The organism is Actinoplanes oblitus (assembly GCF_030252345.1).
Classification (GTDB): Bacteria; Actinomycetota; Actinomycetes; order Mycobacteriales; family Micromonosporaceae; genus Actinoplanes; species Actinoplanes oblitus.
In genome coordinates, this window is sequence record NZ_CP126980.1 from 1,274,731 (window position 1) to 1,294,850 (window position 20,120).

Here is a 20,120-nt window from a genome sequence, read left to right on the forward strand (position 1 = left end):
CACGCGCCACCTCCAACGCCGCGGAGTGTCAGCCTACTCACGCAGCGTCGATGCAACTTGCAGTACGCAGGAAAAACGGCCCCATCCAGCGAACTGGACGGGGCCGTTCACCCGTACCGGATGAGTCAGCCCGCGGCCTGGTCCTTCGCGCGGGCCTTGAGCGCCCGCAGGATCCCGTCCCGGCCCTCGGCGACCAGCCGGCGCAGCGACGCCGGGTGCCCGTCCCGGGCCAGCCAGGCGTCGGTCAGCGCGACCGTCTCCTCGCTGATCTGGAACGTCGGGTACGCCAGGGTGGCGAACTCCTGGGCCGGCTCGCTGTCCGAGCGCGCCCAGACATCGCCCACCACCTCGAAGAACTTCTCCGCGTACGGCGCCGTGAGGGCCACCTGGCGGGTGCTCTGGAAGCCCTGCAGCAGCGACCGGTTCAACCAGTTCGGCGGGGTCTGCGGCCCGGTCAGCTCGGCCCACACCCGGGCCTTGTTCTCCGGCGTCGGCAGCAGGGCGCGGGCGGTCGCCGCCTCCCGCTCACCGCTGGCGGTCTTGTCGCCGGCCAGCTCCTCGTCGATCTCCGACTCGGTCGCCGCGCCGATCGCGGCCAGCGCCTGCAGCAGCGACCAGCGCAGCTCGGTGTCGACCACCAGGCCGGCCGGTTTCTCCCCGCCGCTGAGCCAGGCCCGCAGCACGGCGGCCTGCTCCGGCGTGCGGGCCGCGGTGATGTACGCCCGTGCCCAGGTCAGCTGCCAGCCGCTGCCCGGCTCGGCGGTGCCCAGCTGGGACTCGGCCAGCTCGGCCAGCATGGCCCAGCCGGTCGGCGCCCACGCCGGGTCGGCGAAGCTGACCAGCGCGCTGGCCGCCTGCCGCAGCGTGGCGGTGGTCAGGTTGATGTCGCTCTCGGCCGGCAGACCGGAGCAGACCAGCTGCAGGTAGTCCCGGGCGGCCAGCTCGGCGTCGCGCAGCATGTCCCAGGCCGCGGCCCAGCACAGCGCCCGCGGCAGCGACGACTCGAAGCCCGCGATGTGCTTGACCAGCACGCCCATCGAGCGCTCGTCGAGGCGCAGTTTCGCGTACGTCAGGTCGTCGTCGTTGAACAGCAGCACGTCCGGCGCGGTGACCCCGGCCAGCGCGGTGATCTCGGTGCGGTCGCCGGTGACGTCCACCTCGAGCCGGTCCCGGCGCACCAGGCGGTCGCCGTCCAGGTCGTAGAGGCCGATCCCGATCCGGTGGGTGCGCAGCGTCGGGTAGCCGGCCGGCGCCTCCTGCAGCACCGCCACGCTGGTGTACCGGCCCTCGTCGTCCAGCTCGACGACCGGGCGCAGCGTGTTGACCTGCGCGGTCTCCAGCCACTGGGCGGCGAACTTGCGCAGCTCCCGGCCGGACGCCGTCTCCAGCTCGTTGAGCAGGTCGTCGAAGGTGGCGTTGCCCCAGGCGTGCTTGGCGAAGTAAGCGCGCAGACCGGTGCGGAACGCGTCCAGCCCGACGTACGCGACCAGCTGCTTGATCACGCTGGCGCCCTTGGCGTACGTGATGCCGTCGAAGTTGACCTCGACCGCCTCCAGATCCGGCATCTCGCAGTACACCGGGTGGGTGGAGGAGAGCTGGTCCTGCCGGTAACCCCAGGCCTTGCGCATCGCCAGGAACGTCGACCAGGCGTCGGTGAAGCGGGTGGCGTGCGTGTTGCACCAGTGGCTGGCCCACTCGGCGAACGACTCGTTCAGCCACAGGTCGTTCCACCAGCGCATGGTGACCAGGTTGCCGAACCACATGTGGGCGAGCTCGTGCAGGATGGTGTTGGCGCGCTGCTCGTACTCGTAGTCGGTGACCTGCGAGCGGAAGATGTAGTGCGCCTCGGCGTGCGTCACGCAGCCGAAATTCTCCATCGCGCCGGCGTTGAAGTCCGGAACCCACAGCTGGTCGTACTTCGGCAGCGGGTAACGCACCCCGAACTGCTCGTGGAAGAAGTCGAAGCCCTGCTTGGTGATCAGGAACAGGTCGTCGGCGTCCAGGTACCGGGCCATCGAGGCGCGGCAGAACACGCCCAGCTCGATCCCGTCGTGCGAGTCGCGGACCTCGTGGTACGGCCCGGCGCAGATCGCCGAGATGTACGTGCTCATCCGCGCCGAGGTGGCGAAGTGGACCGTCCGGGTGCCCCGCGGACCCGTCTCGTCCCGCTCGACGGGCATGTTCGAGACCACTTTCCAGTGGCCCGGCGCTGTCACGTGCCAGGTGAAGACGCTTTTCAGGTCGGGCTGGTCGAACGCCGCGTACACCCGCTGGGCGTCGGCGGTCTCGAACTGGCTGTAGAGGTAGACCTCCTGGTCCGCCGGGTCGACGCTGCGCTGCAGGCCCTGCCCGCTCGCCGAGTAGGCGAAGTCGCCGTCGACGACCAGGACGTTGGTCGCCGCCAGGCCGGGCAGCCGCAGGCCCTTCTCGGCCGACCAGGCGCTGAGGTCCAGCGGCGTGCCGTTCAGCGTGGCGCTGTGCAGTTTCGCCGCCGCCGCCTCGATGAACGTGTCGGCGCCCGGCTCGCCGCACTGGAACGTGATGGTCGTGGTGGAGCGGAAGGTGTCGGACCCGGGGTTGCCGTTTCCGTCGGTCAGATCGAGTGTGATGTCGTAACCGGTCACCTCGAGCAATCGACTCCGCTCGGCGGCCTCGACCTGGGTCAGGTTGTGAACACCGGCCACGTGCACTCTCCTTCGAGCTGACTGCTTTTCCCCGAAGCCTATGCGCCGCGAGCCCGTCACACCGCACCCGCACCACCTTCAGTTGGTGGCAGGATCGATCTATGACTGAACGCGCCACCGTCGACATGTGGTTCGACCCCATCTGCCCCTGGGCCTGGATGACCTCTCGCTGGCTGCTCGAGGTGGAGAAGGTGCGCCCCCTGGACGTCCGTTTCCACGTGATGAGCCTGTCGGTGCTGAACGAGGGCCGTGATCTCCCGGAGCAGTACCGGGACCTGATGTCCAAGGGCTGGGGCCCGGTCCGGGTCTGCATCGCGGCCGCCGAGACAGCCGGCCCGGACGTGCTGCGTGACCTCTACACCGCCCTCGGCACCCGTATCCACCTGCAGAAGTACGAGCTGGACGAGAAGCTGTACCGGGAGGCGCTGACCGAGGTCGGCCTCGACCCCGAGCTGGCCGCGGCGGCGAACAGCGACAGCCGCGACGAGGCCCTGCGGGACAGCCACAACGCCGGGATGAAGCCGGTCGGCACCGACGTGGGCACCCCGGTGATCCACGCGCCCGGCCCCAACCCGGACGAGAAGATCGCCTTCTTCGGGCCGGTGGTCACCCCGGCGCCCAAGGGCGACGCGGCCGGCAAGCTCTGGGACGGCGTGCTGCTGGTCGCCGGCACCCCGGGCTTCTACGAGATCAAGCGGAGCCGGGAGATCGGTCCGATTTTCGATTAGTTCGCCACCTGTCACCGCGGGCGGTCGTTGGATGAGGTGATGTACACCTCATTCAACGACGCCGCCGGTGTGACCTTCGGCGTCCAGCGCGAAGTCTGGACGGATCTGTCCCCTGAACTGGCGGGGCTCGTGGCCCCGCCGGTCGTCGTGACGGCCCGCCCGGTGCAACGTCCGGTGAACGGCCGCCGGCGGGCCCAGTTGAGCAGGTCACGCGGGAACATGCCGGTGCGCGGGTACCGTCGGCCCGCCGGGTAAGTTGCCAGCCATGACGGTCGTGCACCCGATCAGCCGGGCCTGGATCACCACTGGCGGTACCGGAGCCCAGAACTACGACGAGTTCGCCGACGACGCCGAAATCACCGACATCATCGCGGCCAACGCGCACAGCTCGCTGGCCGTGGAAATGCCGCATCTCGCGCCCGAGTCCCTCGGCAAGACCTTCGCGGAATCCCTCCCGGACGCCGTCGTCCGGTTGGAGCGCGACAAGGCCGAGGGCCACTACCGGCAGGCTGAGCACGTCGTGGTGCTCTACCGGATCACCGCGAAGGACGAGGCGCCCGCCTACGGCCTGTGGAGCCTGGTCGACACCGACCAGATCTCCACCAGCGCCGACGAGCCGGGCCTGGTCATCCGCAACGAGGACGTCTTCATCGCCAAGGTCCGCGAGCGGGTGGCGCTCGCCGACGCGCTGCGGACCCTGCTCTCCCCGGTGCTGCTGCTGCAGACCGGCAAGGGCGAGGAGCTGCACGCGGCGCTGGCCGAGGCCTGCGACGCCGCGGGCGAGCCGGCGGCCACCGACACCGACCAGAGCGGCCGCACCCACGCCATCTGGGTGCTCGGCCCGGGCCGGACGCAGGACCGGCTGACCGAGCTGGCCGGCGGCGGTGAGCTGGTGGTCGCCGACGGCAACCACCGCAGCCTGGCCGCGCAGACCGGTGGCCTGCCGCGTTTCCTCGCCGTGATCACCACGCCGGCCTCGGTCGCGATCCAGCCGTACAACCGGCTGGTCGGCGAGCTCCCGGTCCGCCCGGAGGAGCTGGTGGAGCGGCTCCGCGCGGCCGGTGCGACGGTCACCGAGCTGCCGCGCGCCGCGGCGCTGCCCGGCAAGGGGACCATCGAGATGTACGCCGGTGGCCGCTCCTACGCGGTCGGCCTCCCCGCCGACCCGGCCGGCAGCGTGGTGGAGAACCTGGACCACGCGCTGGTCGAGCGGGTGCTGCTGGGCGACGTGCTGGGCCTCGACCCGGGCGACAAGCGGATCTCCTACATCGGTGGCGACTACCCGGTCGAGTGGCTGCGCGGCGAGGTCGACGCCGGCCGTGCCGAGCTGGCCGTGCTGGTCGCGCCGGTGACCGTCGACGACTTCGTCGCTGTCAACCTGGCCCGGCTGAAGCTGCCGCGCAAGAGCACCTGGTTCACCCCGAAGGCGCGGGGCGGTCTGGTGCTGGCCCAGCTCGACTGACGTACCGAAGAAAATGCTCCATCCTCAGGTGACGGCGGCGGCGAAACTTCGCCGCCGCCCCTCCGCCGAGCAGCTCTCGGCGAGTCCCTACGAACAGCTCCAGTTTGCCCGTGCGGCGATGGAGGAGTCCAACGAGGCGGAGACCGGGCCGGCGCTGCCGCTGCCGGTCGTCGCCGATCTGGACGCCGGTGGCGTGCCCGCCCGGCTGTACGCCACCCGGCCGGACGCCCCGATCCTCGTCTACCTGCACGGCGGCGGCTGGTGTTACGGCAGCATCGAGACGGTGGACCGGTTCTGCCGTCGGGTCGCCGACCGGTCCGGCCTGGCGGTGCTGTCGGTGGGCTACCGGCTCGCCCCGGAGCACGTCCACCCGGCCGCCCTGGACGACGTCGCCGCGGTGCTCGACCACGTCCGCAAGAACGGCGCCGAGCTGGGCGTCGACCCGTCCCGGCTGGCCATCGGCGGGGACAGCGCCGGCGGCCAGCTGGCCACCGTCACCGCCCGCCGCCAGCGCGACGCCGGCACCCCGCTGGACTTCCAGGTGCTGATCTACCCGGCCCTCGACCCGCTGACCTCCGCCGAGTCCTACGACGAGCTGGGCGAGTACGGCCTGGACCGGGCCTCGATGAGGCTGGCCTGGGAGACCTTCGTCCCGGATCCGATGACCCGGCTCACCCCGGACGTGGCCCCGCTCGCGGTCGCCGACCTGGCCGGGATGCCGCCCACCCTGCTGATCACGGCGGAGTACGACGCGCTGCGCGACGAGGGCGCCGATTACGCGGACGCCCTGGTCGCCGCCGGGGTGCCGGTGGTGCACACCAGGTACATGGGGGTGAACCACGGTTTCGCCCGCAAGATCGCCACCATCGACGCGGCGCGGGCCGCGGCCGACCAGGTGGCCGCCGCCCTGCGCGCCGCGCTGACGTTCTAGCCGGCCAGGATCAGCTCGAAGTCGTACCCGAAGAACAGGCCGGTCTCGACGACGCCGGACATCTGCTTCAGGCGGGTGTGCGCGTCGTCGGCGATCTCGTTGAACCGCAGGTCCAGGGTGAGGTTGCCGCGCTCGGTGATGACCGGGCCGTCCTTGCCGCCGGCCGGCCGCAGGGTGACCTCCGCCAGCCCGGGGAAGCCCTCGAGCTGCTCGAAGATCAGGCTGAGCGCCGCCGGGTCGATCTCCACCGGGGCCGCGAAGTTCTGCCCGAGCCGGTCCACGATCTTGGACTGGTCGACCACGATGAACGCCTTCGGCGCCGCGGCCATCATCAGCTTCTCCTGGTAGAGCGCGCCGCCCCGCCCCTTGATCAGCCGTTTCTTGGCGTCCACCTCGTCGGCGCCGTCGAAGCACCAGTCCGGCCGGACCTCGTTCAGCGTGGCGGTCCGCAGGCCCAGCGCGGCACACGCGTTCGCCACCTCGATCGAGGTGGGGATCGCGGTGAAGGAGAGACCCTCCCGCTCGGCCCGGGCGGCGAGGGCCTGGAGGGTGAGGAAGCTGGTCGAGCCGGAGCCGATCCCGACGGTCTGCCCGTCCTTCAGCTCGGCGGCGAGCCGGGCCGCCGCCTCCCGCTTGGCTTCCTCGTTCTTGATGACACCTGACCAGGTCAGGCCGTTGGGGCGGTTCTTCCACTGCATGTGCTGGTCAACCGTTTCCGTCAGCGGTCGGTGGTCTTCCACATCGTAGTCAGCGGCGGGGGAGGTCCTCCCGGGGCAGCCAGTTTCGCCGGACGATGACCAGATCCCGGTCGGCCTCCGCCAGATCCTCCTCGGTCGGCCGGGCGGCGTCCCGGGCGCGCAGCGCGGCGCCGACGCTGACCTGTGACGATCCGGAGCCGACCAGGCCGCGCAGGCCGCGCTCGGCCTCCCGCTCCTCGCCGGCCGCCGGGGCGGGGCGTTTCACCGGCCGGGCGCTGGCCGGCGGGGCCGGCACCGGTGCGGCGGGCGGCGGTGCGGCGGGTGCCGGTGCGGACGGCGGCGGCGTGGGCACCGGAGCCGCCGGCTCCGCCGGGGCGGGACTCGCGCCCGACGGTGGGCGGACCCGCCGCCGGCGGCGTTCTGGCTCAGCCATGATCCCGACGGTACCGCCGCGGCGGCCCTCAGAACACCTCGGTGGCGCTGGGCGCCCGATGCCAGCCGAACGCCACACTCGGGTCGTTACCGGTCAGCAGGCGGACCCGCCCGGCCGCCGCGAGCGCGTGGAGCGAGGTGCCGCCCAGATAGGCCGCGCCGAGGTCGGTCACCGAGCAGGCCAGGTCGGCCGGGTCGGTGGTCCGCTCACAGGTCGCGCCGTCCGGGCCGCCGGTCAGCCGCCACCGCCCGGCGTTCGCCGGCAGGATCGGATCGGTCACCTCGAGCACCACGTCGACCGGGGCCGGGTACCGCCGGGCGGCCAGCGCGGCGGGCAGGTCGACCAGGCGGACGAAGAGCCCGTCGGCGATCGTGCCGCCCAGCCGGCGGGGCTCGTCCACCAGGTGGAGCAGCGGCTCGTCGACGGCGGCCAGGTGCCAGCTCACCTTCCGGCTCAGGTCGATGCCCAGCAGGAACCGCCAGAGAGCCCGGTAGGTCGCCGGATCGCCGGCGACCACCTCGCGGACCAGCACCTCGGCGTCCGGCCCGTGATCGGTCCAGCCGTGCCGGACCCGCCACAGCGCGTAGCCGCTCGGGCCGGCCGGGCCGTGGTGCACCACCGCGTACAGCGGGGTGGCGCCGTCGCGGTCGTCCTTCGGGTCGGTCAGTACGTACCGCCACCAGCTGTCGTCGCGGTCCGACCAGCCGGGCCGGGTGGGGCGCAGCCGGTCGTAGAGCCTGCCGAGATCGGGCAGCAGGGCGGCCGGGTCGCCCATCAGCAGCCGCCCGGCGGGCTCGGCGGGCGGTTCGGTCAGGCGTACCTCGCGATTCATGATCGAGAACTTGAGGCGGGACGAGGCCAGCCCGTAGCCGAACCGCGGGTAGATGGTCGTCTCGCTGGCCCACAGGACCGCGATCGGCTCCCGCCCGGCCGCCGCGATGTCGGCCAGCTGGCGGCGCATCAGCGCGGTGAGCAGGCCGCGCCGCCGGTGGGTCGGCCGCACGCCGACGCTGGAGATGTGCGCGGCCGGCAGCACCGCGCCGGGCACCGTCAGCTCGCGGCTGAACGCCAGGGCGTGCCCGGCCAGCACCCCGTCGTCTCGGCGATCAGCGACCGCCCGGGCTCGTAGACGGCCGTCTCGGCGGCCTTGACCTCGCCCTCGAACTCCTGGTGGAACACCAGGCCGAGCAACTCGCAGACCGCCGCGATGTCCTCGGGCGTGCCGGACCGCAGCCGAACCTCGTCGTCCATGGAGCTTGTGTAACGGACCGCGGTGTGTACGAGCCACCTATTTGCGCGCTGGCTACTCTCGGAACAGACGACCGCCCGGTCGTACGTGCCGAGAGGGGAATCATGCCGGAGCAACCGCAGTGGTCGGAGCGGACGCTCGACATGCCGCCGCAGGATCCGTGGGCCGAGCCGCCGACGGTGACCGCGCCGGCCGGGCCGCCGGGCGACGACCCCACCCGCGTGCAGCACGCGCCGGCGGGCGACGACCGCACCCGCGTGCAGCACGCGCCGGCGGGCGACGACCGCACCCGCGTGCAGTCCGGGCCGGCGGGCAGCGACCGCACCCGCGTGCAGTCCGGGCCGGCGCCGGCCACCCCGCCGGCCGCGCCGCCGTCCCCGTTCAGCCGGGGCCGCGCCGTGGTCACCCCGCGCGAGCAGCGCCGCGACGAGTTCACGGCGGTCCACGAGCCGACCGGCACCGGGTGGCCCGGCGCCGGGATGCCGCGGGAGCAGCACAGCCTCGGCTGGCACCTGCGCCAGCTGCGCCGCGGCGGCGAGTGGAGCACGGCAGCGGTGCTGTTCGCCTTCGTCTGCTGGGGCATCTGGGCGCTCTCCGACGGCGGCTCGCTGGCCACCCCGGTGGTGGTCTTCATCATCACGCTGCTGGTCGGGGTGGGCGTCTTCTTCCTCGCCCGGCTGGTCGGCCGGGTGGTGCTGGAGCGCTATCTGCACCGGCCGCGGCACACCGCCCGCGGCGCGCACATGGTCGCCGGGCTCTACCTGGCCGGCGTCGGCATCACCTTCCTGCGCCAGACCGCGTGGGTGATGGACGCCGTCAACTGGATCAAGGATTTGTTCTAGCCATCCGGGGTATCGGACGCCCTCGTGGGAGATCCGCGGGTCGGCGTCGTCGTCATCACCTGGCAGCGGCGCGAGGAGGCGCTCGCCTGCGTGGCACGGTTGCTGGCGTTGCCGGAGCAGCCGCACGTGGTGCTCGTCGACAACGGTTCCACCGACGGGACCGCGGGCGCGGTCCGCGCCGCCTTTCCTCAGGTCGAGGTGGTCGCGCTGGGCCGCAACCGCGGCGCGGTAGGCCGCAATGTCGGGGTACGGCGCCTGCGTACGCCCTATGTCGCGTTCTGTGACGACGACACGTGGTGGAACCCCGGCTCGCTGTCCCGGGCGGCCGACGTGCTCGACAGCCATCCGCGCCTGGCCCTGGTGAACGCCCGGATCGTGGTCGAGCCCGCCGGCGTCGAGGACCCGATCGTCGCCGAGCTGCGGCAGTCCCCGGTGCCCGGCCCGGCCTGGCTGCCCGGCCCGGCGCTGGGCAGTTTCCTGGCCGGCGCCACGGTGCTGCGCCGGGACGCGTTCGAGCGGGCCGGCGGCTTCAGCCCGCGGCTCTGGCTGGGTGGTGAGGAGGAGCTGCTCGCCACCGACCTGGTCAGCGCCGGCTGGGAGCTGTGCTACCTGGACGAGCTGACCGTGCATCACCACGCCTCGAAACTGCGCGACGCCACCCACCGGCGGCGCGTCGGGCTGCGCAACACGCTGTGGTTCACCTGGCTGCGGCGACCGCTGGCGCCGGCCGTACGCCGGACTCTCTTCCTGGCGCGGACCGTGCCGCGCGATCGGACCTCGCTGCTCGCGGCCTTCGACGCGGCCCGCGGCCTGGGCTGGCTGCTGGCCGAGCGGCGGGCCCGCCCGCACCCGGTCGAGGCCCGGCTCGCCCCGCTGGACGAGGCCCAGCGCCGCTCCACCGCCCGTCGTTACGTGGGCTGACCGGGGTCAGGACCCGTCCGGGTCGCGATGGCGCCCCGGCTGCTCGGGCAGGTCGCGGCGGGACAGCTCGCGGCGGCGGTCCCGGAGGGCGAGCCAGATCGCCGCGCCGCTCATCGACATGCCCAGCCCGAGCAGGGCCAACCAGAGCACGACCATGGCCCGGAGGCTAGCGCACTCCGGGCCGTCGCAGCGGTACCGATCGGGTCAGCTCGCGGCCAGGACCTTGCCGGTCTCCAGCAGCGACTTGAGGTCGCTGAGCACCCAGGCCCAGCCGCCGCCACCGTCGGCAGTGGCGTCCTGGTTGCCCTGCACCATGGCGGCGGTCGCCGGGGCGCCGGTCAGCTCGTGGGTGATGGTGACCCGGCAGACGCCGGGCGAGGAGTGCTCGATGTCGTAGCTGAGCGTGGTGAACGGCTCGGCGGCGGTGGTCGGGTCCATCAGCATCCGCCAGGTCTGCACCAGCCGGCGCGGCGGGTCGGCCTCCAGCACCTCGCCGTCGACGATCACCTCGGGCAGCGTGAAGCCGTTGGCGCCGGCGTAGTCCTTCATCTCCTGGGTGGCGGTCGAGTAGTACTTGCCGCCCTTCTTGAGCTCGTAGAACTGCGGTGCGGCGTAGCCGTAGCGCGCGGTCCACTCCGGGTCGGTGATCGCCTCCCAGATCCGCTCCGGGGTCGCCTTGATCCAGATGCGGAACACCTTGGTGTCGCTCATGACTCTTCCTCCAGCGTGCGCTTGAGATCGATGAGTGCGGTGATCTGGTGCTCGGTGTACTTGTCGATCCACCGGTCGTGAATCTCACGGATCGGCACCGGGTTGAGGAAGTGCAGTTTCTCCCGGCCCGACCGGCGTGTGACGACGAGTCCCGCCTCCTCGAGCACCCGCAGGTGCTTGGCGACGCCGAACCGCGTCATCTCCAGCTCGGACTCCAGCTCGGTGAGCGTGCGGCCGTCACGCGCGTAGAGCAGGTCGAGCAGGAAGCGACGGCTCGGGTCGGCCAAGGCCTTGAACACCCGGTCGTCGTCCGTCATGACTCCAAGTTATGTGACCATCCGGTCACATGTCAATGGTCGGCGCCGCGTACTTCGCTGATGTGCGAGGAATATATGCCGATGAATATGTGGGCTCCCTAGCTTGCCCATGTCGACTGTCCACAAACGGAGGACTGGGCATGGGAAGAAGACGGGGCGCGCTCGTCGCGGCCCTCGCGCTGACGCTCGTGGTGAGCGGCGGCACCTGGGGCTATGTGGCGACGCGGGACGACACCGGGCCGGTGGCGGCGGACCGGTCCACGGGCCGGCCGGACCGAGCGGACCAGCCCGGTCTGCTGGACCGGCTGCGGGGAGCCGCCGGTGACCTGGTGGGCGGCGATCCGGTGCCGCGGGCCGAGCCGGTCAGCGCCGGTCTCGCGGCCGACCAGCGGGTGCCGGCCGGCCGCAACTGGCCGGCGGCGAAGCGGGTGCGCGAGGTCGCGTCGAAGCGGACCGCGAACGGCACCGTCTACCAGCTCTCCGACGGCCGGTTGCAGGCGGAGATCGCCGGGGCGCCGGTGCACTACCGCGACAGCCGGGGCACCTATCGCCCGATCGACACCCGGGTACGGCCGACCGGCCGGTCCGGATACGTGCAGGGCAACGTGACCAACACGTTCACCAGCCTGTTCGGTGACACCACCGGCGACCTGGTGCGGTTCGAGAAGGACGGCCGGTCGGTCGCACTGGGGCTGACCGGCGCCGCTCGCCGGGTCGAGCCGGTGGTCACCGGCTCCACGGTGGCCTATCCCGGCCTGGCCGGTGGGGCCGACCTGGTCTACGACGTCAGCCCGACCGAGCTGAAGGAGAAGATCGTCCTCAGACGGGCCCCGGCCGGCCCGGTGTCCTACACGTTCTCGCTGGACACCGCCGGCCTGACCGCCCGGGAGGAGGCGGACGGCTCGATCGCGTTCCGGGACGCCGCCGGCGCGACGGTGCTGACCATGCCGGCGCCGTTCATGATCGACGACGCGGCGGCGACCAGCACGAAGGTGACGCAGAAGGTCACCGGAGACACGATCACGGTGTCGGCGGACGCGGCCTGGCTGGCCGATCCGGCCCGGAAGTACCCGGTCGTGGTGGACCCGACGATCAAGGTGCAGCCGGTTCCGACCGACGCCCAGGACGTGATGATCTCCTCGGGCGCGCCGTCCACCAACTACAACAGCTCGTACGAGCTGCGGGTGGGCACCGACGCCGGCGCGGCCTGGCGCTCGCTGCTGCGCTTCGACACGAGCATGGTGCCGGCCGGCACCGCGATCGACGACGCCCAGCTGCAGCTGTACTACGACTCCTCGTACTACGCGTACGGCCAGGACGTGCCGATGGAGGCTCGCAAGATCACCGCGGCCTGGTCGGAGACGACAGCCACCTGGGCGTCCGCCAGCGCCACCGCCGGGACCGACCCGGTCGGCAACATCGTCACCGTCGACGACGGGGACGGCTCGACGGCGGCCTCCGGCACCTGGACCGCGTCGGCCAACACGACGCTGATCGCGAAGGCCGTCGGCGGGGACTACCACGTCAACAACGACGCGGCGACCGGTAACACCTACACCTACCTCCCGACGATCACCGAGGCCGGGGACTACCTGGTCGAGGTGCACTACGTCGGCGAGTCGGACCGGGCCTCGAACGCGCCGTACACGGTCTACTACAACGGCGGCTCCAAGACGTACACCGTGGACCAGACCACACCGACCGCCGACGGCGCCTGGAAGACGCTGGGCGTGCACCCGTTCGCGGCCGGGACCGGGGGCAGGGTGGTCCTCGGCGACGTGGCCTCGAAGGCGGTCATCGCCGACGCGGTCCGCTTCACCAAGGCGAGCACCGTCAAGGCGGCCGCGAAGTCGAGCGTGTGGTCGTCGTTCCCGGTGCGCAACGTGGTACAGGACTGGGTCAACGGCGGTGCCAACAACGGCCTGATGGTCAAGGCGGTGAACGAGGCCGACAAGGGTCGCGGCGGCGCGATCTTCCAGGCCTCGGAGTACGCCTACAACAACGCCCGGCGCGACGCCAACCTGCCGAAGCTGGTGATCACTTACGGCAAGCCGGGTGTCGCGGTGAACCCGCCGACCACCATCACGGCGACCGGCGCGCTGCTGGACTGGCCCGCGTACACCGGCACCGACATCGTCGAGTACCAGGTGCACCGCAGCGTCTACCAGACGTTCACACCGTCCGCGGCGACGCTCGTCGCGCCGGTGGCCAAGGGCGCCACCAGTTTCCAGGACACCACGGCCGCGCCCACGCCGGCGGCCGAGACCGATGTCATGAAGCGCAAGTTCTTCTACTACATGGTCGCGGTCAAGACCACCGACGGGAAGGTGATCGCCGGTCCGACGGTGCCGGCCATGCTGCCCAAGGCCGGACAGATCACCAAGATCTTCCGGTCCGGGGTGACCGACACGACGCTGTCCGCGGCCCAGCCGACCGGCAACGTCAACAGCTACGCCGGCGACCCGTACGTCTCGCCGGGCAACAACTCGGCGGTCTACGGCGACACCCGCGGCCTGGTCAAGTTCCCGATCTCCGGGGTACCGGCGAACGCCCAGGTGACCGACGCGCAGCTGCGGATGTGGAACGTCGGGCTGTATCCGGGCACCGACACCGACGAGTACGTCGACGCGTACCGGCTGACCCGGGCCTTCGACCAGACCAAGGCGACCTGGAACACCAGTGACGGCAGTACCGCCTGGACCCGGGCGGGTGGCGACTTCGACAGCACCGTGCTGTCGGCGAACAACACCTTCACCAACGATCCGAAGTGGATGACCTGGGACGTCACCGGCGCCGCCAAGTCGTGGGTGGCCACCCCGGCCACCAACTACGGCGTGCTGCTCAAGCAGCGCGACGAGGCCGGTGCCACGGCGCGGGCGATGCTGCTGTCGGCGGAGGCCGCCGAGCCGATGCTGCGGCCGACGCTCGAGGTCACCTACCTGGAGCAGACGCCGGAGTCGACGTACTACGCGGCGCAGCTGCCCGACGGCGCTCCGCCGGCGACGACGTTCAGCACTCCGGTGTCGATCTCCAACCCGACCCCGAGCACCTGGAAGGCGGCCGACTGGCAGCTGTCGTACAAGTGGTCGCGGGCCGACGGGGAGGCGGTCACCGGCTCCACGGCGGTGACCGCGCTGCCGGCCGACGTGCCCTCCGGCGGCACGGCGGACCTGACCGCGACGGTCACCACGCCGCCGTCGACGACCGAGGGCAACAAGCGGACCGACTACACGATCAGCTGGGAACTGCAGAACAGGACGACCGGGCAGACCCTGTCGCAGACCGCGTCGATCGCGCCGCTGGCGCAGACCATCGCCGTGGTCGAGCCGACCTCGGACCAGCTCGGCCTGGAGGACTTCTACTCCTACTCGGGGAAGAACACCGGCGCCGGCGGGACGCTGATGAACAACCTGTACGCCGGCAACACGGTCTGGCAGTACAACGCGTTCAGCAACCCGGGCCGGGGCCTGAACTCGTTCGTCCGGCTGTCCTACAACTCGCTGGACACCACCGACACGGTCGCCGGTTTCGGCTGGTCGCTGCAGGCGTCGTCGATGATGCGCCTGGGCTCGCCGCTGGACTTCCACCCGAACCCGCACCCGACCAGAGTGACCTTCACCGATGGCGACGGGACCAGCCACTGGTTCACCCTGGACACGGCCACCGGCACCTGGGTGTCACCCAAGGGCGTGCACCTCTACCTGCAGCAGAAGGCCGGGGTGGAGTGCAAGCCGAACACCCAGGAGCCGCAGGCCTGGTCGCTGACCCGGCCGGACCGCACGCAGTTCTTCTACGACTGCGACGGCTACCTGACCTCGACGGTGGACAAGAACGGCAACACCATGACGTTCACCTACGAGGAGCGCAAGAGCAACAACGCGCCGACGAAGTTCCTGCGCTACGTCACCGATCCGGAGTCGCGGCAGACCATCACGCTGGACTACTGGGCCAAGGGCGACGACTTCGAGTACATCGACGACACCACCTGGACCCGGGCGACCGGCACCAAGCTGTCCAACCCGAAGATCATCGACCACGTCAAGACGATCAAGGACATCGCCGGACGGACCCTGTACTTCACGTACACCGACAAGGGGCTGCTCGGTGAGCTGATCGACGGGTACGGCTCGACCGACGGCACGCCCAAGACGTTCTCGTTCCAGTACGACATGACGCAGGGCAACAAGAACGTCAAGCTGGTCAAGACCATCGACCCGCGGGGCAACGCGACCGGCCTGGCCTACAACTACCCGGCCACCGGCGACGACCCGCAGTGGCACTGGCGGACCAAGTCGTACACCGACCGGCTCGGCGGGCTGACCCAGTTCGGCTACACCGACCCGGACGGGCCGCAGGGCACCCAGGTCGACACCGTCGTCACCGACGCGGAGAACAACAAGACCGGGTACCACCACGACGGGTACGGGCGCGCGTACCAGGTGATCAACGCGAAGAACGAGGTCACCGGGCTGGCTTGGGACGACCAGCACAACGTGACGTCGCTGACCGAGGCGAACGGCGCCGTCTCCACCTGGCGGTACGACGCCAAGACCGGCTACCCGCTGGAGACCAGGGACGCGCTCGCCGTCAAGAACGACTACCCGGGCACCGTCCTGACGTACCAGATGCAGCTCAACGGGTACGTCGCCGACCTGGCCACGAAGACCAGCCCGGAGGGCCGCAAGTACACCTTCGGCTACACCACCGAGGGTGACCTGCAGACGGTGACCGATCCGACCGGCGCCGTCACCACGAACGTCTGGGACACCTGGGGCCGCCTGCTGGAGGCGAAGGACGCCAACGGCAACTCCACCTGGTTCGACGACTTCCACCCCAGCGGCTATCCGCGCGTGATCACCGACGCGCTGAAGGCCAGGACGACGTTCGTCTACGACCCCCGGGGCAACGTCACCGAACTGACCAACGCCAAACAGGCGAAGACCACCCAGGGCTACGACACCTTCGGCCGTCCGAAGGACAAGGTCGAGCCGGTCGACGCCGCCGGCGGACGCTACCTCACCACCAAGGCCTCGGCGTACGACGCGAACGACAACATCGTCACCGCGTACGCCGCGAACGGGACGTCGACCACCTCGGTCTACGACAAGGCCGACCAGCCCACCGCGACGGTGGCGCCGAAGGACGAGGCCGGCGATCCGGAACGCCGCACCACCTACACCTACGACAAGGTCGGCAACGTGCTGACGGTGACCTCCCCGGAGGGCAACGTGACGGCCGCGACCGGCGATCACACGACGACGACCAGGTACGACTCGCTCTACCAGGCCGTCGAGATCCGGGATGCCAAGGGCCGCCGGGTCACCTCGGACTACGACAACGTCGGCAACCTGGTGACCATCGTCGACGCCAAGAAGAACGCCACGGCGGACCCGGCCGACTACACCACCAAACTCGAGTACGACCTGCTGCACCGGGTGGTCAAGACGATCGACGCCACGGGGGCGTTCACCACGATCCGGTACGACCGCGACGGCCTGACCGTCGGCACCACCGACGCCGCCGGCAACGAGTCCCTCGCGGCGTACAACGGCCGTGGTGACCTGGTCGAGTCGAAGGCGCCGTACACCAAGGACGCCGCCGGCGCGATCACCTACCGCACCACGAAGTACGAGTACGACGCGGCCGGCAACCAGACCAAGGTGATCACCCCGCGCGGCGTCGCCTCCACCGACGACGCCGACGACTTCAGCCAGGTCACCGTCTACGACGTGCTGAACCGGGCGAAGGAGGTCTGGTCCGCCTACGACAAGGACGACAACCGGTACGACAAGCCCGAGAAGACCATCTACGAGTACGACACGGTGGGCAACCTGGCCAAGGTCAGCGCGCCGCCGTCGGACGGGCAGACGGTCCGGAACGAGACGAGGTACGAGTACTTCGACAACGGCTGGCAGAAGTCGTCCACCGATCCGTGGGGCATCGTCAACACCTTCGACTACAACGACCTGGGCCAGCAGACCAAGAACACGCTGACCTCGGCCGGCGGGTCGGTGACCCGGACGATGACGTGGAGCTTCTATCCGTCCGGCAACCAGAAGGCCCGCTCCGACGACGGTGTGCCGGTCGGCAAGGACGTGGTCCTGGTCGACAGCTCGGACTCCAACAACACCGCCAGCCAGGGCACCTGGACCAGCGGGGCGGCCACCGGCCAGTACGGCTACGACGTCTACACGGCTCCGGCCGGCAGCGGCGCGGCCCAGTACAACTGGCAGCTGAACATCCCGCGGGACGGCACCTACCAGGTGTTCGCGTACTACCCGCAGGTGAGCGGCGCGGCCACCGACGCCAGGTTCACCGTCACCCACGCCACCGGCAGCACGGTGAAGACGGTCGACCAGACCACCGGCGCCGGCACCTGGGTCAGCCTGGGCAGCTACACCTTCGCCGAGGACGCGGCCCAGAAGGTCACGCTGACCGACCAGGCCACCGGCAAGGTCGTCGCGGACGCGATCAAGCTGGTCCGCAGCAATGCCGGAGACACCGACAACGAGAAGAAGGAGTTCACCTACCGGTACAACGCGAACGGGATGATGACCGAGGTCAAGGACCTCAGCCCGGGCGCGAAGATCGACACGTACCGGATCGCCTACGACGAGCTCAACCAGATCGGCAAGGTCGAGGAACTCGCCGCCGGCTCGGTGCGGAACACCACGGCGCTGACCTACGACGAGAACGGCAACCCGCTCACCTCGACCCACGACCTCACCTGGTCGAAGATCGAGTACGACGCGCGCGACATGGTCGCCAAGGTGACGAACGCCGACTCGCCGGCCGCCGGCAACCAGCAGATCTCCACGTTCGCCTACACCGCCCGCGGTGAGCTGCTCAAGCAGGTGAAGCCGAACGGCAACACGGTGGACTTCGAGTACTACCTGGACGGCTCCACCCGGCACCAGGTGGAGAAGACGTCCGGCGGCACCGCGGTGGCGGAGCACACCCTGGAGTACGGCCTCAACGGGACCCCGTCGAAGGACGTCCTGAAGCTGATGAACGCCGACAACACGTCGGACTACATCGACAACACGTACACCTTCGACTACGACCCGCAGGACCGGATCGCCAAGCTCACCAAGACCGGCGACAGTTCGGCGACCGAGGAGTACGTCTACGACGCGAACAGCAACGTCGTGGCGCAGACGGTCGGCGGGGTGGAGACCAGGAGCCGGTACGACCGCAACCGGCTGCACTCCACCACCACCGCGGGGGTGACCTCCACCTACAACTACGACCCGCTGGGCCGGTTGGACACCGTCTCGGTCGGCGGCCAGCGAGCCGAGAAGTACTACTACGACGGCTTCGACCGCACCGCCAAGACCACCGCCGGTACCGGCACGGGCGCCAAGTCGACGACCTACGTCTACGACCCGTTCGACCGGACCGTGTCGCAGACCGCCGACGGCAAGACGACCGCCTTCACGTACCTGGGGCTGGACAACCAGGTGCTGCGGGAGGAACTGGACGGCAAGGCGGACAAGTCGTACCAGTACGCGCCGTGGGGTCAGCAGCTGACCCAGATCAAGCACAAGGACGACGGCACGAAGGAGTACTCGCAGTACACCTACCGGCCGCGCGGCGACGTCGTGGCGATCACCAAGGAGGACGGCAAGACCCGCGCCACGTACGGCTACAGCGCGTACGGCAAGAACGACGACGCCCAGTTCACCGGCGAGGACAAGCCCGGCGCCGACGGTGCGGCGAAGCAGCCGTACAACGCGTTCCGCTTCAACGCCTCCCGGTGGGACGCCGGATCCGGCACCTACGACATGGGCTTCCGCAACTACGACCCGGGCCTGAACCGGTTCCTGACCCGGGACGGCTACGGCGGCGCCCTCGCCGACATGGGCCTGACCACTGACCCGTTCACCAACAACCGGTACGCGTTCGCCGGCGGCAACCCGATCAGCTTCGTGGAGCTGGACGGTCACCTGTTCGGCATGTCCTGGTCCGACCTGGGCCACGCGGCCCTGGACGTGGTGGGCATGGTGCCGGTGGTCGGTGAGGTGGCCGACGTGGCCAACGGCATCTGGTACCTGGCCGAGGGCCACTACGTCGACGCGGCGTTCTCGCTCACCTCGGCGATCCCGCTGGCGGGCAACGTGGCCACCGCGGCGAAGTGGGGCAAGCGCGGCGTCGAGGCGGCGGACAAGCTCAACGACGCCCGCAAGGCGGAGAACGTCGTCGAGGGCGCGGCCGACGCCCGGAAGGCGGTCGACGACGTACCGGTCAAGGCGCCGGACACCCCGGCCACGCCGAAGGCGCCGGACACCCCGAAGGTCGACAAACCGGTCAAGTGCAACAGCTTCGTGCCCGGTACCCGGGTGCTGCTGGCCGGCGGCGCGACCAAGGCGATCGAGGATCTCGAGGTCGGCGACCAGGTGCTGAGCACCGACGTGGAGACCGGCGAGAACCAGGCCCGGCCGGTCACCGACGTACGCAGTCACGCCGGGGTGAAGAAGCTGGTGACGGTCACCGTCGACGCCGACGGCCGGGCCGGCTCGAAGACCGGCAGCTTCACCTCCACCGCCGCGCACCTGTTCTGGCTGCCGGACGCCGGCCGCTGGGTGGAGGGCGCCGGGCTGAAGCCGGGGATGTGGCTGCAGACCGGGTCCGGCATCTGGGTCAAGATCACGTCGATCGTGAAGCACACCCGTACCGAGCGGGTGCACAACCTGACCGTCGACGGCCAGCACGACTACTACATCCTGGCGGGCGACACCTCGTTGCTCGTGCACAACTGCCGCAACGGCGTCCCCTGTGGCTGCAAGAGCGGTGACACGGTGCCGTACCGGCCGAGTCACGTCGGGCTGGAGAACCACCACGGCATCCTGGACGTGTGGGCCAAGCACAACATCCCCAACTACAAGAGCCGGGCGGCGGGCAGCACCACTGTCGCGCTGAAGAAGGGCGAGCACGACGCCACGAAGAAGGTCTATCGGGACTGGCTGGAGGCCCGTACCGGGAAACGGGTCGGCGGCCGGGTCGACTGGAAGAAGGTCAGCCCGCAGGAGATCTACGAACTGTCCGAGCGGATGTTCGACGCCGCCGGTGTCGCCAAGCCCGCGCGCGACAAGTATTACGCCGAGTTCAACCGGTATATATATGGTTTGTGATGACTAGTCGACA

12 protein-coding genes and 1 pseudogene are annotated in these 20,120 nt (G+C 70.5%); 6 read left to right on the plus strand and 7 right to left on the minus strand.

All coding sequences use genetic code 11. The annotated features are described in order from the left end of the window. Positions 1 to 125 precede the first annotated feature (125 nt). Positions 126 to 2,684, minus strand: a complete 2,559-nt coding sequence (gene pepN, locus Actob_RS05780; RefSeq protein ID WP_284919015.1) for an aminopeptidase N — start codon at positions 2,682 to 2,684, stop codon at positions 126 to 128. 101 nt (positions 2,685 to 2,785) lie between these two features. Here pepN and Actob_RS05785 point away from each other — a divergent pair, with 101 nt between their 5' ends. The 3 genes from Actob_RS05785 (at position 2,786) to Actob_RS05795 (ending at position 5,805) form a co-directional block, all read left to right on the plus strand. Next, a complete protein-coding gene (locus tag Actob_RS05785; protein ID WP_284919016.1) occupies positions 2,786 to 3,412 on the plus strand; it encodes a mycothiol-dependent nitroreductase Rv2466c family protein in 627 nt (208 codons plus the stop codon). Between the two features lie 265 nt (positions 3,413 to 3,677). After that, positions 3,678 to 4,874, plus strand: coding sequence for a DUF1015 family protein (locus Actob_RS05790; RefSeq protein WP_284919017.1), 1,197 nt, complete (start codon positions 3,678 to 3,680; stop codon positions 4,872 to 4,874). A gap of 118 nt (positions 4,875 to 4,992) precedes the next feature. Beyond that, entirely contained in the window at positions 4,993 to 5,805 is an 813-nt protein-coding gene (locus Actob_RS05795) for an alpha/beta hydrolase (RefSeq protein WP_284919018.1), read from the plus strand. On the opposite strand, the gene rpiA is transcribed toward Actob_RS05795, so the two are convergent. The 3 genes and pseudogenes from rpiA to Actob_RS05810 all read right to left on the minus strand — a co-directional run bounded on the left by rpiA (position 5,802) and on the right by Actob_RS05810 (position 8,187). After that, a complete protein-coding gene (gene rpiA, locus Actob_RS05800; RefSeq protein ID WP_284919019.1) occupies positions 5,802 to 6,503 on the minus strand; it encodes a ribose 5-phosphate isomerase A in 702 nt (233 codons plus the stop codon). The two genes, Actob_RS05795 and rpiA, sit on opposite strands and share 4 nt — an antisense overlap. Before the next feature lie 49 nt (positions 6,504 to 6,552). Continuing rightward, the gene (locus tag Actob_RS05805; protein ID WP_284919020.1) at positions 6,553 to 6,936 is read right to left on the minus strand and encodes a hypothetical protein; all 384 of its coding nucleotides are present in this window, start codon (positions 6,934 to 6,936) and stop codon (positions 6,553 to 6,555) included. A gap of 28 nt (positions 6,937 to 6,964) precedes the next feature. Next, a pseudogene (locus Actob_RS05810) lies at positions 6,965 to 8,187 on the minus strand (GNAT family N-acetyltransferase). Positions 8,188 to 8,289: 102 nt separating this feature from the next. Here Actob_RS05810 and Actob_RS05815 point away from each other — a divergent pair. Continuing rightward, a complete protein-coding gene (locus Actob_RS05815) occupies positions 8,290 to 9,027 on the plus strand; it encodes a DNA-directed RNA polymerase II (RefSeq protein ID WP_284919021.1) in 738 nt (245 codons plus the stop codon). 24 nt (positions 9,028 to 9,051) lie between these two features. Beyond that, positions 9,052 to 9,948, plus strand: coding sequence for a glycosyltransferase family 2 protein (locus tag Actob_RS05820; protein WP_284919022.1), 897 nt, complete (start codon positions 9,052 to 9,054; stop codon positions 9,946 to 9,948). A gap of 6 nt (positions 9,949 to 9,954) precedes the next feature. Here Actob_RS05820 and Actob_RS05825 read toward each other — a convergent pair whose 3' ends face one another. The 3 genes from Actob_RS05825 to Actob_RS05835 are packed head-to-tail and all read right to left on the minus strand — an operon-like array spanning position 9,955 to position 10,976. Beyond that, the gene (locus tag Actob_RS05825; protein ID WP_284919023.1) at positions 9,955 to 10,104 is read right to left on the minus strand and encodes a hypothetical protein; all 150 of its coding nucleotides are present in this window, start codon (positions 10,102 to 10,104) and stop codon (positions 9,955 to 9,957) included. A gap of 48 nt (positions 10,105 to 10,152) precedes the next feature. Continuing rightward, positions 10,153 to 10,659, minus strand: coding sequence for an SRPBCC domain-containing protein (locus tag Actob_RS05830; RefSeq protein ID WP_284919024.1), 507 nt, complete (start codon positions 10,657 to 10,659; stop codon positions 10,153 to 10,155). After that, on the minus strand, positions 10,656 to 10,976 hold the full coding sequence (locus Actob_RS05835; RefSeq protein WP_284919025.1) for an ArsR/SmtB family transcription factor: 321 nt from the start codon (positions 10,974 to 10,976) through the stop codon (positions 10,656 to 10,658). Before Actob_RS05835 ends, Actob_RS05830 begins: the two co-directional genes overlap by 4 nt. Positions 10,977 to 11,116: 140 nt before the next feature. Here Actob_RS05835 and Actob_RS05840 point away from each other — a divergent pair, with 140 nt between their 5' ends. After that, entirely contained in the window at positions 11,117 to 20,107 is an 8,991-nt protein-coding gene (locus Actob_RS05840) for a golvesin C-terminal-like domain-containing protein (protein WP_284919026.1), read from the plus strand. Positions 20,108 to 20,120 lie beyond the last annotated feature (13 nt).

Excerpts from the sequence above, each read along its gene's own strand:
- Actob_RS05785 (WP_284919016.1), top strand. The coding sequence starts at position 2,786 with ATGACTGAACGCGCCACCGTCGACATGTGGTTCGACCCCATCTGCCCC.
- Actob_RS05790 (WP_284919017.1), top strand. The coding sequence starts at position 3,678 with ATGACGGTCGTGCACCCGATCAGCCGGGCCTGGATCACCACTGGCGGT.
- Actob_RS05795 (WP_284919018.1), top strand. The coding sequence starts at position 4,993 with ATGGAGGAGTCCAACGAGGCGGAGACCGGGCCGGCGCTGCCGCTGCCG.
- rpiA (WP_284919019.1), bottom strand. The coding sequence starts at position 6,503 with ATGCAGTGGAAGAACCGCCCCAACGGCCTGACCTGGTCAGGTGTCATC.
- Actob_RS05805 (WP_284919020.1), bottom strand. The coding sequence starts at position 6,936 with ATGGCTGAGCCAGAACGCCGCCGGCGGCGGGTCCGCCCACCGTCGGGC.
- Actob_RS05815 (WP_284919021.1), top strand. The coding sequence starts at position 8,290 with ATGCCGGAGCAACCGCAGTGGTCGGAGCGGACGCTCGACATGCCGCCG.
- Actob_RS05825 (WP_284919023.1), bottom strand. The coding sequence starts at position 10,104 with ATGGTCGTGCTCTGGTTGGCCCTGCTCGGGCTGGGCATGTCGATGAGC.
- Actob_RS05830 (WP_284919024.1), bottom strand. The coding sequence starts at position 10,659 with ATGAGCGACACCAAGGTGTTCCGCATCTGGATCAAGGCGACCCCGGAG.
- Actob_RS05835 (WP_284919025.1), bottom strand. The coding sequence starts at position 10,976 with ATGACGGACGACGACCGGGTGTTCAAGGCCTTGGCCGACCCGAGCCGT.
- Actob_RS05840 (WP_284919026.1), top strand. The coding sequence starts at position 11,117 with ATGGGAAGAAGACGGGGCGCGCTCGTCGCGGCCCTCGCGCTGACGCTC.